The organism is Glaciihabitans sp. GrIS 2.15 (genome assembly GCF_035984695.1).
GTDB lineage: Bacteria > Actinomycetota > Actinomycetes > Actinomycetales > Microbacteriaceae > Lacisediminihabitans.
In genome coordinates, this window is sequence record NZ_JAXCHU010000008.1 from 1 (window position 1) to 13,282 (window position 13,282).

The 13,282-nt window shown below is 64.7% G+C and carries 13 protein-coding genes and 1 pseudogene; 7 read left to right on the forward strand and 7 right to left on the reverse strand.

Translation table 11 applies throughout. From position 1 onward, the window contains the following. A pseudogene (locus RCH11_RS12110) lies at positions 1–672 on the forward strand (hypothetical protein); the annotation flags it as partial. Between the two features lie 805 nt (positions 673–1,477). On the opposite strand, the gene RCH11_RS12115 reads toward RCH11_RS12110, so the two are convergent. Next, positions 1,478–2,089 carry a TetR/AcrR family transcriptional regulator gene (locus RCH11_RS12115; protein WP_327057271.1) on the reverse strand — a complete coding sequence of 204 codons (612 nt, stop codon included), beginning with the start codon at positions 2,087–2,089 and terminating at the stop codon, positions 1,478–1,480. A gap of 54 nt (positions 2,090–2,143) precedes the next feature. Here RCH11_RS12115 and RCH11_RS12120 point away from each other — a divergent pair, with 54 nt between their 5' ends. The 4 genes from RCH11_RS12120 (at position 2,144) to RCH11_RS12135 (ending at position 6,240) form a co-directional block, all read left to right on the forward strand. After that, entirely contained in the window at positions 2,144–2,941 is a 798-nt protein-coding gene (locus RCH11_RS12120) for an SDR family NAD(P)-dependent oxidoreductase (protein WP_327057272.1), read from the forward strand. Continuing rightward, positions 2,941–3,888, forward strand: coding sequence for an SDR family NAD(P)-dependent oxidoreductase (locus tag RCH11_RS12125; protein WP_327057273.1), 948 nt, complete (start codon positions 2,941–2,943; stop codon positions 3,886–3,888). The genes RCH11_RS12120 and RCH11_RS12125 overlap by 1 nt, the downstream gene beginning before the upstream one ends. A 1,612-nt stretch (positions 3,889–5,500) precedes the next feature. Beyond that, on the forward strand, positions 5,501–5,737 hold the full coding sequence (locus tag RCH11_RS12130; RefSeq protein ID WP_327057274.1) for a hypothetical protein: 237 nt from the start codon (positions 5,501–5,503) through the stop codon (positions 5,735–5,737). Beyond that, entirely contained in the window at positions 5,734–6,240 is a 507-nt protein-coding gene (locus RCH11_RS12135; protein ID WP_327057275.1) for a nucleoside deaminase, read from the forward strand. The genes RCH11_RS12130 and RCH11_RS12135 overlap by 4 nt, the downstream gene beginning before the upstream one ends. 99 nt (positions 6,241–6,339) lie before the next feature. Here RCH11_RS12135 and RCH11_RS12140 read toward each other — a convergent pair whose 3' ends face one another. Beyond that, on the reverse strand, positions 6,340–6,762 hold the full coding sequence (locus tag RCH11_RS12140; protein ID WP_327057276.1) for a GNAT family N-acetyltransferase: 423 nt from the start codon (positions 6,760–6,762) through the stop codon (positions 6,340–6,342). 45 nt (positions 6,763–6,807) lie between these two features. Between RCH11_RS12140 and RCH11_RS12145 the strand changes: the two genes are divergently transcribed. Then, positions 6,808–7,392, forward strand: a complete 585-nt coding sequence (locus RCH11_RS12145; protein ID WP_327057277.1) for a nucleotidyltransferase family protein — start codon at positions 6,808–6,810, stop codon at positions 7,390–7,392. Between the two features lie 60 nt (positions 7,393–7,452). Further along, positions 7,453–8,211 carry an SGNH/GDSL hydrolase family protein gene (locus RCH11_RS12150; RefSeq protein ID WP_327057278.1) on the forward strand — a complete coding sequence of 253 codons (759 nt, stop codon included), beginning with the start codon at positions 7,453–7,455 and terminating at the stop codon, positions 8,209–8,211. A 45-nt stretch (positions 8,212–8,256) separates the two neighbouring features. On the opposite strand, the gene RCH11_RS12155 is transcribed toward RCH11_RS12150, so the two are convergent. The 5 genes from RCH11_RS12155 to RCH11_RS12175 all read right to left on the reverse strand — a co-directional run bounded on the left by RCH11_RS12155 (position 8,257) and on the right by RCH11_RS12175 (position 13,246). Next, positions 8,257–9,807 carry an AtzH-like domain-containing protein gene (locus RCH11_RS12155; protein ID WP_327057279.1) on the reverse strand — a complete coding sequence of 517 codons (1,551 nt, stop codon included), beginning with the start codon at positions 9,805–9,807 and terminating at the stop codon, positions 8,257–8,259. Between the two features lie 361 nt (positions 9,808–10,168). After that, positions 10,169–11,200, reverse strand: coding sequence for a sulfate/molybdate ABC transporter ATP-binding protein (locus RCH11_RS12160; protein WP_327057280.1), 1,032 nt, complete (start codon positions 11,198–11,200; stop codon positions 10,169–10,171). Positions 11,201–11,238: 38 nt separating this feature from the next. Then, on the reverse strand, positions 11,239–12,069 hold the full coding sequence (locus tag RCH11_RS12165; RefSeq protein WP_327057281.1) for an ABC transporter permease: 831 nt from the start codon (positions 12,067–12,069) through the stop codon (positions 11,239–11,241). Next, a complete protein-coding gene (modA, locus tag RCH11_RS12170; protein WP_327057282.1) occupies positions 12,066–12,845 on the reverse strand; it encodes a molybdate ABC transporter substrate-binding protein in 780 nt (259 codons plus the stop codon). The genes RCH11_RS12165 and modA overlap by 4 nt, the downstream gene beginning before the upstream one ends. Then, entirely contained in the window at positions 12,842–13,246 is a 405-nt protein-coding gene (locus RCH11_RS12175) for a TOBE domain-containing protein (protein ID WP_327057283.1), read from the reverse strand. The genes modA and RCH11_RS12175 overlap by 4 nt, the downstream gene beginning before the upstream one ends. Positions 13,247–13,282 lie beyond the last annotated feature (36 nt).

Below are 13,282 nucleotides of genomic sequence, written 5' to 3' on the forward strand. Positions count from 1 at the left end.
GATCGTCAGGGAACGAAGCCGCCACAGCCCAGCACTCCCTCCCTCATGGTCGTAGCTCTCACTTGGGTTGCCGTACCGGGGCTTGTTCTTCTCACTGTCAACTTGATGAAGGCTGATTTCACCGGCCGTTACCTGTCGTACTCGGCGCCCGCCACTGCGATCCTCATCACCCTCGGGATCGAGGTGATCGCCCGCGGTGGACTCCTGCGGATGGTCGCTCTCCTCATCCTCACCACCGCCGTCGCGGCGCCTATCTATCTGGCCCAACGCACGCCCTACGCCAAGAACGGCAGCGACTGGGCGCAGGTCAGCCAGATTGTGAGAGCCCACGCCACGCCTGGGGATGCCATCGTCTTCGACGGCCACGCTTCGCCCTCGCGTCGTCCACGTTTGGCATTGCACACCTACCCGACCGGTTTCGTGGGCCTCAAAGACGTCACATTGAAAACGCCGTATCAGCACTCACCAACCTGGTACGACCTCACCTATTCGGTCGCTCAAGCCGACGCGCGCGGACGACTCACCGGAATTATGCGGGTCTGGCTGGTCGAGTACATCGTGTCTGGCATACCCGACACCTATGGTCTTACCGACCTCCAGAGGGCAGGTTTCTCAGCCACGAAAACCTACAACACCCACAGCAGTCGGATAATCGAACTGACCCGGCTATAGAGAACCCCACCACCAACAGGCATAACCCTGTGTGCACGGTACAGGCGAGGGCCGCGATGGGAAAAAGACCAGCAGGCGACATTGTCGACCCTCGGCCGTCATCATCACCGCCGCACGCGCCATGAGCCACGAGTATGAATTTGGCGGACATTAGAAATTGCACAGGCCGATGCGTCAGCCCGTTGCGCGCCCACGCGAACCTCATACGACTCAGCTGCGTCTCGTCCACGCCGAGTGTGAGGTGGTGTGCGCGGCTCTGGTGCTAGTCGCTGTGGCAGTACCTCGATGGGTGAGGCCCTAGTGGATTCGCTGGGCTATCGCTCTCCTTTTGGCGCTCACTGATCCGAATATGTTCGGATGGGGAAACGCACCGTCCCCGATTCCATGGCTGCCGACGATTATCCACGGTGGGTTCGATTTTTAGCGGGGTCCCGGTGGGTCTACCCGCCCAGGTTTTGTGCCGCTTTCTTTCAAGTGCAAGGGTGCGATTCGGGATAATTACGCATAGTTTCATGCGCTCACGCGAGTGCGATCGAGACTGCTAGCCGACCCGATCGAACGCCCGCAAGCGGGACGCTGAACGGACACTCCCCCGTCGTTACTGGGATCGACGGCACGTTTCGGCGCAGGGTGCCCGTATAGGTGCCCCGTAAGGAATTCGCGCTCGGGGTACGTCATACGCGACACCAGTTCGACGCTGTAGACCGTCTCGGAAGTCATGGGTTGCGAGACGTCTCATGACGGTCATGAATCAGTGCCTCGGATGATGATTTCGAGCGCAGAGTGGCCGATTGTTGCACTTAGACTATGCCGTGGATGAAACTCTATGAAGCGGCGCGAGAGCAGTGTCTAGGGCAGCTTCCAGCGGCCAGGCAGACCCCTCAGGCTGACTAAGTAGGAGACCACCCTGGATCGCAGCAAGGATGACGGTCGCGATCCTCTCCGAATCGGCCGACTTGTCTACTGTTCCAGTGCTCTGCATTCTCTGCACGCCTTTGGCCAATGCTCCACGCCAAGCGCGCATGCTCTCCGCAATGGTGCTCGCAAGTTCAGGATCGGTCATCGCAGCCTGCGTCGCGAGCGAACCAATCGGGCAAGCCCAGCGACCCCGCCCAATGTAATACTCCACAAGCAGGGCGCGCCACCGCTCCCACGACTCCCACGACCCGAGGTCGTGGATCTCCGGCTCCTGCGCTTCCAGCAGCTGGCGTCCCTCCCAATCGGCGACCTCACGCACCAACTCCGCTTTGCCGCCAGGGAAATAGTGGAACAGCTGACTCTTACTGGTCAGCGTTGCAGCTCGCACCGTATCAAGTGTGGTGCCGCCGATTCCCGAGGCGAGGATCTGCTCGCCCGTGGCCTCGATGATCCGCTGACGGGTCAATCGTCCCCGCTCAGTAATCTTCGCTGTTTCCATAACTTCAATCTAGCCTATTGGACCATGAGGTCCAGTGTGTGCTAGGAATGGACCATGAAGTCCAATACAGAAGTCCTCGAGTCCCTTCCAACTGATTTTCGTCTTGCCGGGCGCACTGCGATCGTCACGGGCTCCAGCAGTGGCATTGGCGAGGCCATCGCTCGAGTGCTTGCAGCATCCGGAGCCACCGTCGTCGTCAGCGGCCGTGATGCAGGCCGCGCCCAGGCGGTCGTAGACACAATTGTCGCCGCAGGGGGAGCTGCTCATGTTCTGGCAGCTGATCTGGCCGGAACTTACGACGATCTGCGTACATTCGCCGGCACGGCGACACAAGTGCTCGGTGGCCATGTCGACATTCTCGTCAACAATGCCGGTATCTATCCGGCGCCGCCAACGGTCGGCCTCTCCGACACCGACCTCGACGCGATCCTGGCCACAAATGTGCGTGCACCCCACGTGCTCGTCGCCGAACTCGCCCCCGCCATGGCCGTGCGGGGCACCGGGTCGATCGTGAATGTCGGCTCGTGGATGTCTCGCGTCGGCGTCCCTTTCGGTGCCATGTACACCGGCTCGAAAGCGGCTATCGAGCAGATGACCCGCACCTGGGCGGCAGAGTTCGGGCCGAGCGGCATCAACGTTAACACTGTTGCACCCGGTGCGACGAGCACTCCGGGCAACGCCGACAGCGCGGAAGTGCTCGCAGTAATGACCGCCGCCACCGCCGCCGGCCGACCCGTGCGCCCGGTTGACATCGCCTTCGCGGTTCGTTATCTCGCATCGGATGAGGCATTGTTCGTGCACGGCACTGTGCTTGATGTCGATGGCGGGATCGCCAACACCCGGGTCGGCTGATGGCGGTCAACACTTTCGGTCCGGACTCGACCGCACTCGACGTGGTCGACGGCCTTGACCTCTTCGGCAGGTCTGCGATCGTCACCGGGTCGAGCTCCGGCATCGGCGTCGAGACGGCGCGGGCACTCGCATCCGCCGGGGCCAGCGTCACCCTCGCGGTCAGAGACACCGCTGCCGGCGAACGCGCCGCCGTATCCCTCCGCGCCTCGACCGGTAATCGCAGCATCCGTGTCGTCGAATTGGACCTCGCAGATCTTGCGTCCGTGCGCTCTTTCGCCAAAAAGTGGTCTGGTCCGCTCCACTATCTAATCAACAACGCCGGAATCATGCACGCGCCGGAGCTCCGCACCGACGCAGGATGGGAGATGCACATGGCCGTCAACCATCTAGGACATTTCGCACTAACCACGGAAATACTCCCCGCGCTCGTCGAAGCGCGAAACGCGCGGATCGTGTCGGTCAGCTCGAGCGGCCACGCGGCCAGCGGCATCCGCTTTGACGACCTGTTCTTTCAGCGAGATACCTACGACGCGGGACTCGCCTATGGGCAGTCGAAGACGGCGAATGTGCTCTTCGCCCTCGAGGCGACAAGACGGTGGGCGGCTTACGGCATCACGGCCGCAGCGGCCATGCCGGGCGGCATCTGGACCAACCTGCAGCGGTACTGGGATCCCGTAGTACTCGCTGACATGAAGCGTCGATATCCGACGAAGACCACAGCACAAGGTGCTGCGACCTCGGTCTATGTTGCGACCAGGGCCGACCTAACACTCGACGGCCCCGCGTATTTCGAGGACTGCCACCCTGCCCGCGTTGTGAGGAAAATCACGGATGGTATTCACGGTGTCATGTCGCATGCCCTGGACCCGGCCGTCGCAAAACAACTGTGGGATATCTCCATCGAACTCGTCACCGAGAAGGACCCACAGCCGATGGTCTTAGCCTGACAGACAGGTAACTGCGCACAGTCCATACTGCGCAAGCAAGCGCCCCCTCGACAGTCCCCTAACCGTAGAGAAATGAGGCCTCTCGCCCTGCGCTCGCCGGCAGCAGTGTGTTGCATCCGATGTGTTTAGAGACGCTCGCGTATTGAGACTCACTCCACAATTGATCACGTCCCGGCTGACGGGTAGATCTCACAGCGAGGGGCAGCCTGCTGCCGTTCGAACACACCCCGGCCAATCCGATATCGAGACATCACCACCCCTAGCCTCGACCCCCCGTCGGCTGCTAACGTTTCGACTTCGATCTCAGGGGGAACGAATGAGCGTTTGGCTACTCATCGGTATTGTCACTTTAATCGCGTCCGTCCTCGTCGCGGTGGCGCCGAGGATTGACGTGCACAGTTCCACCAATCTCGCCTGGCTTGCTCATGACTTCGGGCCAGGCAATAGCGAGAGCCAGGCAACCGCGCGGGGGGCTGCATCTAAAGTGGTTTTGCCCATCGCTGCGCTGGCGGCTGTCGTGACACTCACAGGCCTGGTCGCTTCAGGCGGCGCATCATGGTCGGGAATTACATCGTTCGTCGGCCTCCTCCTCGTGGGGATATCGCTCCTAGCTGGAGCACTAGCGGGCAGGCGTTCCATTCGGCGGGAACGTGACCGCACCGACGCGAGGTGACTTCGAACCACGAGTTTGAGCTACATGCCATCCGACCACTTTGAGCGATCGGATGCCGGTGGCAGTCTCAAATCCCAAGGTTTGCAAGACGATTTGGTGAGACAAAACGATGCTCAGCCACTCCCCCACAAATGCTGCGTCGGCCAGGCTTGCCTGTGTCTTACAACTATGTGTTCCTAATGTTGGCTGATCTTGCTTTCCCCGTAGACGGTTGAGAGACGGGGGTGCCGCAATTCCTGCGTTACTAGAAACTGTCACCTAATCGTGCAGCAGCCCCTTTTCCAAATCGTCTCCTTGTCGACCGCCTGCGTCGATTAGAGGACGCGGGCTCCACAGTCTCCCGGCAGGTCAGCGCTTGACACGGGAGCCAGTGTCCTTTCCGTCGTGACATTCCTGAAGAGTTGTCAAAGCTGGCTACAAAACGATGCGGGCGGAGTCGCGAAGCTCGATGCTCTAGCAGGGAGGCAATTTCTGCGACTCGACAAGATAAGTTCGACGGCGGCGACGTCCATGAGACCAATCGGGAACAGTTCGGATGTGTCGAACCCGGCACCTACGACAGCAGTTGAGCGCTTCAGGCACTCACTAGATCTGTCCGCAAAATGGAGACTTTTTTAAGTCATCTCGTTGTCGAGGGCGAACCCTAATTCAGCCCTCAACACCTGCTTCCGAGTACCGGATACCGCGCACCCACTCTGGTGCGTCGCTTATGCAACCTGCGATTTGTTTTCGGTGCAATTCCAAAAGTCGTCTTCATGACATTCATATGATGTCTATATAAGTAACCCACGGTTCGAGTGGGTCTTGCAGGCGGCATCCGCTCTCATCGACAGCCCCGTGCGTATCAACGAGCCGGGCAACAGAAGTGCTCCATCGACTGGCGGAAAAATACTCGATCGCGGAAACACCGCCGTCACAGGAGTTTGGGATAATCCGAAGATGGCACTGATCCTGAGCGGCAACCAGTACGGCACATCAGAGTCGCGCCTCATGCGCGGGTATCGCGGTTCGACGCGGCACGAGATCCGCGACCGGGCGATGGCACGGGCTCTCGACACAAGGTGGGGGTTAACCACGACGGATGTGGCAGGGCACGAGCCCTCCCGCGACTCCAAAACCGTCTTCGCTCGCACGTTCGCCACCGCGCTGTGGCGCGCATCAGCGGGCCTCGCATGATCGACGGCACCGAGCCTTCCCTGGTCCCCCTCGCTGCGGAGGACGCGCGCTGGCTGGAGCGCACCGTCGAACTCGCCACCCTCAACATCGACAACGGCGGCGGACCCTTCGGTGCTCTTATCGTGCGTGATGGTTCGCTCATCGCCGAGGGGCAGAATCGCGTGACTGCCGATCTCGATCCGACAGCGCATGCCGAGGTGGTGGCGATTCGCGCGGCCTGCCAGGTGGAGCGGTCGTTCTCACTGGCCGGGGCGACGCTCTATACGTCCTGCGAACCGTGTCCGCTCTGCCTCTCGGCCGCGCTCTGGGCCCGGGTCGATCGAGTGGTGTTCGCCGCAGACCGGCACGATGCCGCCCGTGGAGGATTCGACGATCTCGAGTTCTACGAACTGTTCGCCCGCGACCGTGACACCTGGCAGCTCCCGGTGGTCTCGGTGCGCATCCCGCAATCTCCCGCGCCCTTCGACGCCTGGCTGGCGAACGCGGCCCGCACAGACTACTGAGCGTCGCTCCGCCGTGCGACCGTGCTGCCATTTGTCAGCCATGCAGCCCGACGTTTGTAAGCATGGCTGACAAATGGCAGCACGGTTCTCCAGCAGCGGTCAGTCGAGCCGCACGAAGGCCCGAAGAGGCCCGCCGGCAGCAACGGCGGCATCGCGATAGCCGAGTGATTCATAGAATCGGCATTGTGCGGGCTCATCATCGGTGAGCAACGCCTTCTGACGCACCTTGGCATGGGGTTCGAGCGCTGCCTGCACCAGCGCACGTCCCGCGCCGTGGCCCTGGTGAGAGGGATTCACGAGCACATCCTGCAGATAGCAGATGGTCGAACCGTCCGACACGACCCGTGCCAGCCCGATCAGCACAGCACCGTCCCGCGCGATCACCAGGGTGGATGATCCGGCCAGGGCACGCCGAAGCGTGTCGACATCCCGGGTATAGGCCGACCAGCCCACCGAATCGTAGAGCTCGATCAACTCACCGGTCTCAACCTGGTCCGGTGTAACGATATCGATGGTTGTCACAGCGGTTCCTTCCCGGGCAGCCGGATCTTCTGCCTAACATTACCCATGACCACGCTGACCGGAATCGTGCTCGCGGCGGGTGCCGGCTCGCGCCTCGGGCGCCCGAAGGCACTGATGCGAACCACGGATGGCGAGCCCTGGGTCGCCCGGGCTGCCCGGCTGTTGCACGCCGCGGGCTGTGATCACGTGCTCGTGGTGCTCGGAGCTGCTGCCGCCGAGGCGACCGCTCTCGTACCCGCCGGCACCGACATCCTCGTCGTAAAGAACTGGGCCGCCGGGATGGGCGAGTCCCTGCGCCAGGCGCTGTCCGCCGCCCTCGAGGATGCAGCTCCCGGAGATACAGCCCCCGGAGACGCAGCTCTCATCACACTCGTCGATCTCCCCGGCCTGCCCCTCGAGGTGGCGGCACGCATACTCGCCTCACCTTTTGATGACAGCACACTGACACAAGCGGTGTTCGGAGGGATGCCGGGCCATCCGGTGTTGATCGGGCGCGCCCACTTGGCTGGCCTAATCCCGACTCTCGTCGGTGACCGCGGGGCGCGCGACTACCTTGTGGCCAACGGCGTGACCGAGGTGGAGTGCGGCGACCTGTTCGACGGCCACGACATCGACCGGCTCGCGCCGTAAAGCGACCAACAGATAGTCCAGTCAGATTCCGGGAAATGTGATGGACTCGAGTGCGTGCGCATGAATCTGACCAGTTACGTCGCCATCGGTGACAGTTTCACCGAGGGTGTCGGGGACGATCTGCCCGACGGAGGGGTCCGCGGCTGGGCCGACCTGGTGGCGCTCGGGCTTGCCGCGGCCTCCACCGAGCCGGTCACCTACGCGAACCTCGCCATCCGGGGTCGGCTACTCGCCCCGATCGTGTCCGGGCAACTCACCGCCGCCCTCGCGCTCACACCCGCGCTGATGAGCATCAACGGTGGAGGCAACGACATCCTGCGACCTCGGGTCTCGATCACAGCGATCGCCAATCAGCTCGAGGCGGCGGTCGACCGCGCGGTCGCGAGCGGCGTGCACGTGATCCTGGTGAGCGGCGCCGATCCGACCCGCCACATCCCACTCGGATCCTTTGTGCGCGCGCGGGGAGACCAGCTTGCGGCATCCGTTCGGGATCGCCTCCCCAAGGAGCACGTGACCTTCGTCGACAACTGGGCCGACACCGAGCTCGGGCAGCTTCCCTATTGGTCCCGCGACAAGCTGCACCTGAATCCGGTCGGGCACGCGCGGGTGGCTGGCAATGTGCTCGCGGCGCTCGGTGTGCCGATCGCGGATGTCTCCCGCTCCGGGATCCCGGCGGAAGCGCACGAACGCACGGCCGCATACTGGCGCCGGTACGTGCTGCCGTGGATCGGACGCCGCCTCACCGGCCGCTCCTCAGGCGACAATCGGGATCCGAAAATCGCTACGCTGCAGCCCGTGAAGCGGCCACCGCTCCACTGAGGCCGCTCGACGGGCATCGCTCGACGGGCGCTCCTACGGGCGCTCCTACGCCAGCGACTCCCCCAGCGCGATGAGGGCGATGTCGGTGTTCGGCGGTCCGACGAGGCAGAATCCCACCGGAGCGCCATCCACGGTGAGGGCTGGCACGCTCAATGCCGGCCGGCCGGCGATGCTGGCGACGCAGCTGAGGCGCAGGGTGGTCTGGCGTACCTGCTCGATTATCTCCGCATCCGCCGTCGTCGACGGGGCGGTGGATGACGCGGACGGCAGCAGCAGCACCCGGTCACCGACGATTGACTCGATGCGCTCCCTGGCCAGTTCCAGCGCCTGGCTCGCAAAGGACCGGGTATCGGGGTCGACCGTCGAGCCGAATGCGAACCGTGCCGCGATCTCCCCGCCGAGAAAACCCGGATGCGCGGTGATCCACTCGCCGTGGGTTGCCCACGCTTCCGCGGACTGCACCGTACGGAAGATCTCGTGCAGGTCGTCGACATCTGGCAGCGTCAGCTCGACAAGATCGTCGGTGAGTCCGGCCTCGGCCAGTCGCATCAGGGCCGCGGCGAAGGCATCCTGCACACCGGGCGAGGCCAGCGCGACGAGCGCCGGGGCGACCGCGAATCCACCGAATACAGCCTTCCGGCCGGCACTTCCGAGAGAGGCGGATGCCGCGGCCCGCAGCGTCGCCGCGTCACGAGTCATCCAGCCCACCGTGTCGAAGGAGGGTGCGAGCCCGAGCAGGCCGTCGCGCGCGATGGCATCGTGCGTCGTGCGGAGACCCCACAGTCCCTGGTACGACGCGGGAACGCGGATCGATCCCCCGGTATCGGTGCCGAGCCCGATGGAGACTTGGCCGGAGGCGACCGCGGTGGCCGGTCCGCTCGAGGAGCCGCCGGGGATCGCGCCGGCGACGGCGACGTTCGGTGGGGTGCCGTAGTGGGAGTTCTTGCCGGCGACGCTGTAGGCGAATTCATCCGTCTGGGCGATGCCCTGCACTGCGGCGCCCGCGGCGAGCAGCGCCGTGACCGCCGAGGCATGCGTGACGGAGCGCGGCGATTCGGCGAGATAGGCGGGGACCCCGGCCCCGACGGCGAATCCGGCAACAGCGAAGAGGTCTTTCACGGCCACCGTCTTGCCGACGAGTGGTCCGTCCACAGCACCCGCGACGAGCGGACTGCCGACAATCCGCCAGACGGATGCCGCGATCGCAGGGGCCGGAACGCTCTCGTGAGTGGCCTCGATCAGCCAGTCGACATCCCCGTCATTGGTGGAGCTGCGGTGCCAGACCTGGGTCTGCTGTCCTCGGCCACCGCTGGCCGGAAGGGTCACGGCCACGATAAGGGCACGGTCGTTGCCAAGGTCGCGCACCTGGAGGTCGCCGATGATGCGGGCCGGAGCCCCGTCGCGCCCCTGGCGGAACGCGCTGATCGCGTCGTGACCCACCAGGATGCCGCCGGCGTCACCAAGCAGGGTCTCCTCACCCGGCGCGAAGAGACGGTCGAGCGTCTCAACTTCATTGGCCATGAGAGCCCGCTCGTACTCCCAGAACGCATCGAGGAGACCGTCTGGAGCAGTCCCGGTTACCACGCTGTCAGTCAAAATCTGCCACCCTAATCTTTGCGTTAGCGCCGTTCACGGCGTCCACGACCTGCGAAATGTTGAACCCCGTGGCCGTGCTGAGGTACGCACACGTGTGTGCGGTGTGGAGTGCGAATCTGGCCTGCAATCGGGCGGGCGCGGCGCAGGGCAGCCGCCCCCAATCCACCGCGGATGGATCGGACGGCGGGCAATGCGGCACGCGGATCGGGCCGACGGTGGGCTGGAACATCCCGTTCTGCATTCCACCCTCGCTTCCGACTCTGTCGACCACACCGACAACAGGTGCCACCTGAACACTACAGACGGTGTTTACGGGGGCGGTAACGCCATGCGGCGGGGGCACAGATCGGCGCAGCCGCACTCAGAGAGCGTATATGGAGACTTCGGTCTCCGGCAGTGTGAACCAGACCGGCAGTCCCGGAGTGAGCCCGAGGGCCGCGGCGCGTCCCGGTGAGATATCGGCGGCCATCGACGCAGTGCGCACCCGTACGCTATCCCCGCGCGGCTCGAGATCCTGCACGATCACCGCAAACGCGTTCGGGACATGCGGTTGTTCGAGCTGTACCGAGACCGCGGAGGGTCGGGTGGCTGCGGCGGCAGGAGCGCCGATTGCGCCCGTACCCGGACCATCGACCAGAGTGCCGTCCGGCATCCGAAGCCCCGTCGCAGTGCGCACCCCGGTGAGCAGGTTGAGGCCGGCGAGCCGCGCAGTGAAGGGATGTCGCGGCCGCTGCAGCACCTCCGCCGTCACGCCCTGTTCCACGATCATTCCGTCGCCAAGCACGACCACCCTGTCGGCGAGGGTGAGGGCGTCAAGCACCTCGTGCGTCACGAGGATCGCGGTGCGACCGGAGAGTACCGCTCGAAGCATGCGCCGCAGGGTGGGGGCGACGGCGACGTCGAGCGCGGCGAGCGGTTCGTCGAGCAGCAGCAGCCGCGGTTCGGGCGCGAGGGCGCGCGCGATCGCTACTCGTTGGGCCTGCCCGCCGGAGAGTTGTGCGGGTCGGCTGGCCGAAAGCTCCGCCGCCTCCACCGCCGCGAGCCAGTGGTGAGCCGATGCCCGCGCCTCGGCCCGAGACCGGCCCGCGCTGCGTGGGCCAAAGGCCACATTCTCGAGGGCACTGAGGTGCGGGAAGAGCAGCGGTTCCTGGGCGAGTAAGGAGATCCCGCGCTGGTGCGGAGGCAGCCACTGCCCGCGGTCGAGGTCGAAGAGCGATACTCCGTCGAGGCGGGCGCTGCCCGAATCGGGTCGGAGCAGGCCGGCGAGGATCGACAGCAGGGTCGACTTACCCGCGCCATTCGGACCAAGGATCGCCAGGGTCTCCCCCTCGGCAACCTCGAGGCGCACGTCGAAGCCGCGCTCGGCGACGCGCGCATCAAGGTGCAGTGTCACTGGGCGACCCTCATTCGGCGACCCTCATTCGGCGACCGTCACCGGGTAACCCGTCCCAGTCGTGAACCGGGAGCGGTGCGCAGCGTTAGAGCGACCACCACGAGGGAGACGATTACCAGCACGAGAGACAGCGCCACCGCGGCATCCGGATCGATCTCCCGCTGCAGGTAGATCTCCAATGGCAGCGTGCGCGTGACCCCCTGGAGACTGCCGGCAAAGGTGAGTGTCGCGCCGAATTCACCGAGGGCCCGCGCGAATGACAGCACGGCTCCGGAGAGCAGGGCGGGCATTACGAGCGGCAGAGTGATGCGGCGGAGAATCGTCGTCGGGCGGGCGCCGAGCGTCGCCGCAACCGCCTCGTAGCGGGTGCCAGCCAGGCGAAGCGCGCCCTCGAGGCTCAGCACAAGAAAGGGCAGTGCCACGAAGGTCTGAGCGATCACGACAGCCACCGTCGAGAAGGCCACGGAGATGCCCAACACCTCGAGCGGGCGTCCGAGCAGCCCCTGTCGGCCGAATGCGGCGAGAAGCGCGATGCCGCCGATCACGGGCGGGAGCACCAGCGGCAGAAGCACGATGGTCCGCACGAGCCGCTGGCCGCGAAAGGTGGTGCGGGCGAGCACGAGCGCCATCGGTACCCCGAACACCACGCAGAAAATCGTCGCGGAGACCGAAGTTCGCAGGCTCAATAGCAGGGCCGAAACGGATGATTCGCTCGAGACCAGCGCAACGAATCCACCCCAGTTCACCCGGGACGCCATCGCGACGAGCGGCAGCAGCACGAAGGCAGCACCGATGATCCCGATCACGATCACCCAGTGCGGCACTCCCGAGAACGACGCGCGGCGCGTGCCGACGACATTCCGGGTCACGGGGCTCCGAAGCCCGCCGCCGCCAGCACCGCACGGCCGACAGTGCCGGTGACGTAGTGCACAAAGGCCGTGGCGATTCTCGAGTTTCTGCTCGCCGTGATCGTGGCGATCGGGTAGGTGTTCACCGCCTTGCTCGACTCCGAGAACGGGATGCCCGTCACGCGGGAGCCGGCGCCCTTCACGTCGGTGACATAAACGAGTCCGGCATCCGCCTCTCCGGAGGAGACCTTGCCAAGCACATCGGTGACCGCGTTCTCCTCGCTCACCGGGGTGAGCTTCACGCCAGTGGAAGTCTCAATGGCGACCGTCGCTGCGCCGCAGGGTACCGCCGGTGCACACACCACTGTCTTCACGCCGGGCCTCGCGAGGTCGGCGAAGGTCGCGATCTTCGCCGGATTGCCCGGGGGCACCGCGATTTCCAACTCATTGGTCGCGAAGTTCACCGGAGCGCCCACCAGGGTCGAGACCTTGGCCATGTTTTTCGTGTCGGCCGAGGCGAACACGTCGGCGGGTGCTCCGGCGGTGATCTGGGCGACGAGGTCGGCGGATCCGGCAAAGCTCGTCGTGACAGTGACGCCCGGGTGCGCGGTCTCGAACTTCGTGGCTAGCTCACCGAAGGTCTTGGTGAGGGATGCCGCGGCGAACACCGTGATCGACCCGCTGAGCGAATCCTTCGTGGGTGTCGCCGACAACGCAGGAGCGGGCGCCGGCGCCGAACATCCCGCGGTTGCGAGGAGGATGCCGACCGCGAGGGTAGCGAGAAGCTTCTTCTTCATTGGTGTCCCCTGGGGGTCTCGATGATTACCGTCGTGGCTTTCACGACGGCGATTGCCACGGATCCGAGCTCGAGCCCCAGGTCGCGAACGGCTTCGCTGCTCATCAGCGAAACCACCCGATGCGGGCCGCACTGCAGCTCCACCTGTGCCATCACGGTGTCCATCACGATGTTCGTGACGAGGCCGACAAAACTGTTGCGGGCCGAGCGGGCGACGCCGGAGGGGTCATCCGGCAGCACCGCGTTTTCCCGCGCGAGCATGGCAAGGGCGAGGCCGTCGACGACGGCGCGCCCCGACTCGTCTTTCTCGGCAACAAGAGTGCCGTTGTCGACCCAGCGGCGCACGGTGTCGTCACTCACCCCCATGTACAGGGCGGCGTCCTTTATCCTTATCTGCGGCATAAGAGCCATGTTACTTCCGTTTTAGCGGACTTGGCT

What these genes read in the sequence shown, in the direction of transcription:
- RCH11_RS12115 (WP_327057271.1), bottom strand. Translation starts at nt 2,089, where the DNA reads ATGGAAACAGCGAAGATTACTGAGCGGGGACGATTGACCCGTCAGCGG.
- RCH11_RS12120 (WP_327057272.1), top strand. Translation starts at nt 2,144, where the DNA reads ATGAAGTCCAATACAGAAGTCCTCGAGTCCCTTCCAACTGATTTTCGT.
- RCH11_RS12125 (WP_327057273.1), top strand. Translation starts at nt 2,941, where the DNA reads ATGGCGGTCAACACTTTCGGTCCGGACTCGACCGCACTCGACGTGGTC.
- RCH11_RS12130 (WP_327057274.1), top strand. Translation starts at nt 5,501, where the DNA reads ATGGCACTGATCCTGAGCGGCAACCAGTACGGCACATCAGAGTCGCGC.
- RCH11_RS12135 (WP_327057275.1), top strand. Translation starts at nt 5,734, where the DNA reads ATGATCGACGGCACCGAGCCTTCCCTGGTCCCCCTCGCTGCGGAGGAC.
- RCH11_RS12145 (WP_327057277.1), top strand. Translation starts at nt 6,808, where the DNA reads ATGACCACGCTGACCGGAATCGTGCTCGCGGCGGGTGCCGGCTCGCGC.
- RCH11_RS12150 (WP_327057278.1), top strand. Translation starts at nt 7,453, where the DNA reads ATGAATCTGACCAGTTACGTCGCCATCGGTGACAGTTTCACCGAGGGT.
- modA (WP_327057282.1), bottom strand. Translation starts at nt 12,845, where the DNA reads ATGAAGAAGAAGCTTCTCGCTACCCTCGCGGTCGGCATCCTCCTCGCA.
- RCH11_RS12175 (WP_327057283.1), bottom strand. Translation starts at nt 13,246, where the DNA reads ATGCCGCAGATAAGGATAAAGGACGCCGCCCTGTACATGGGGGTGAGT.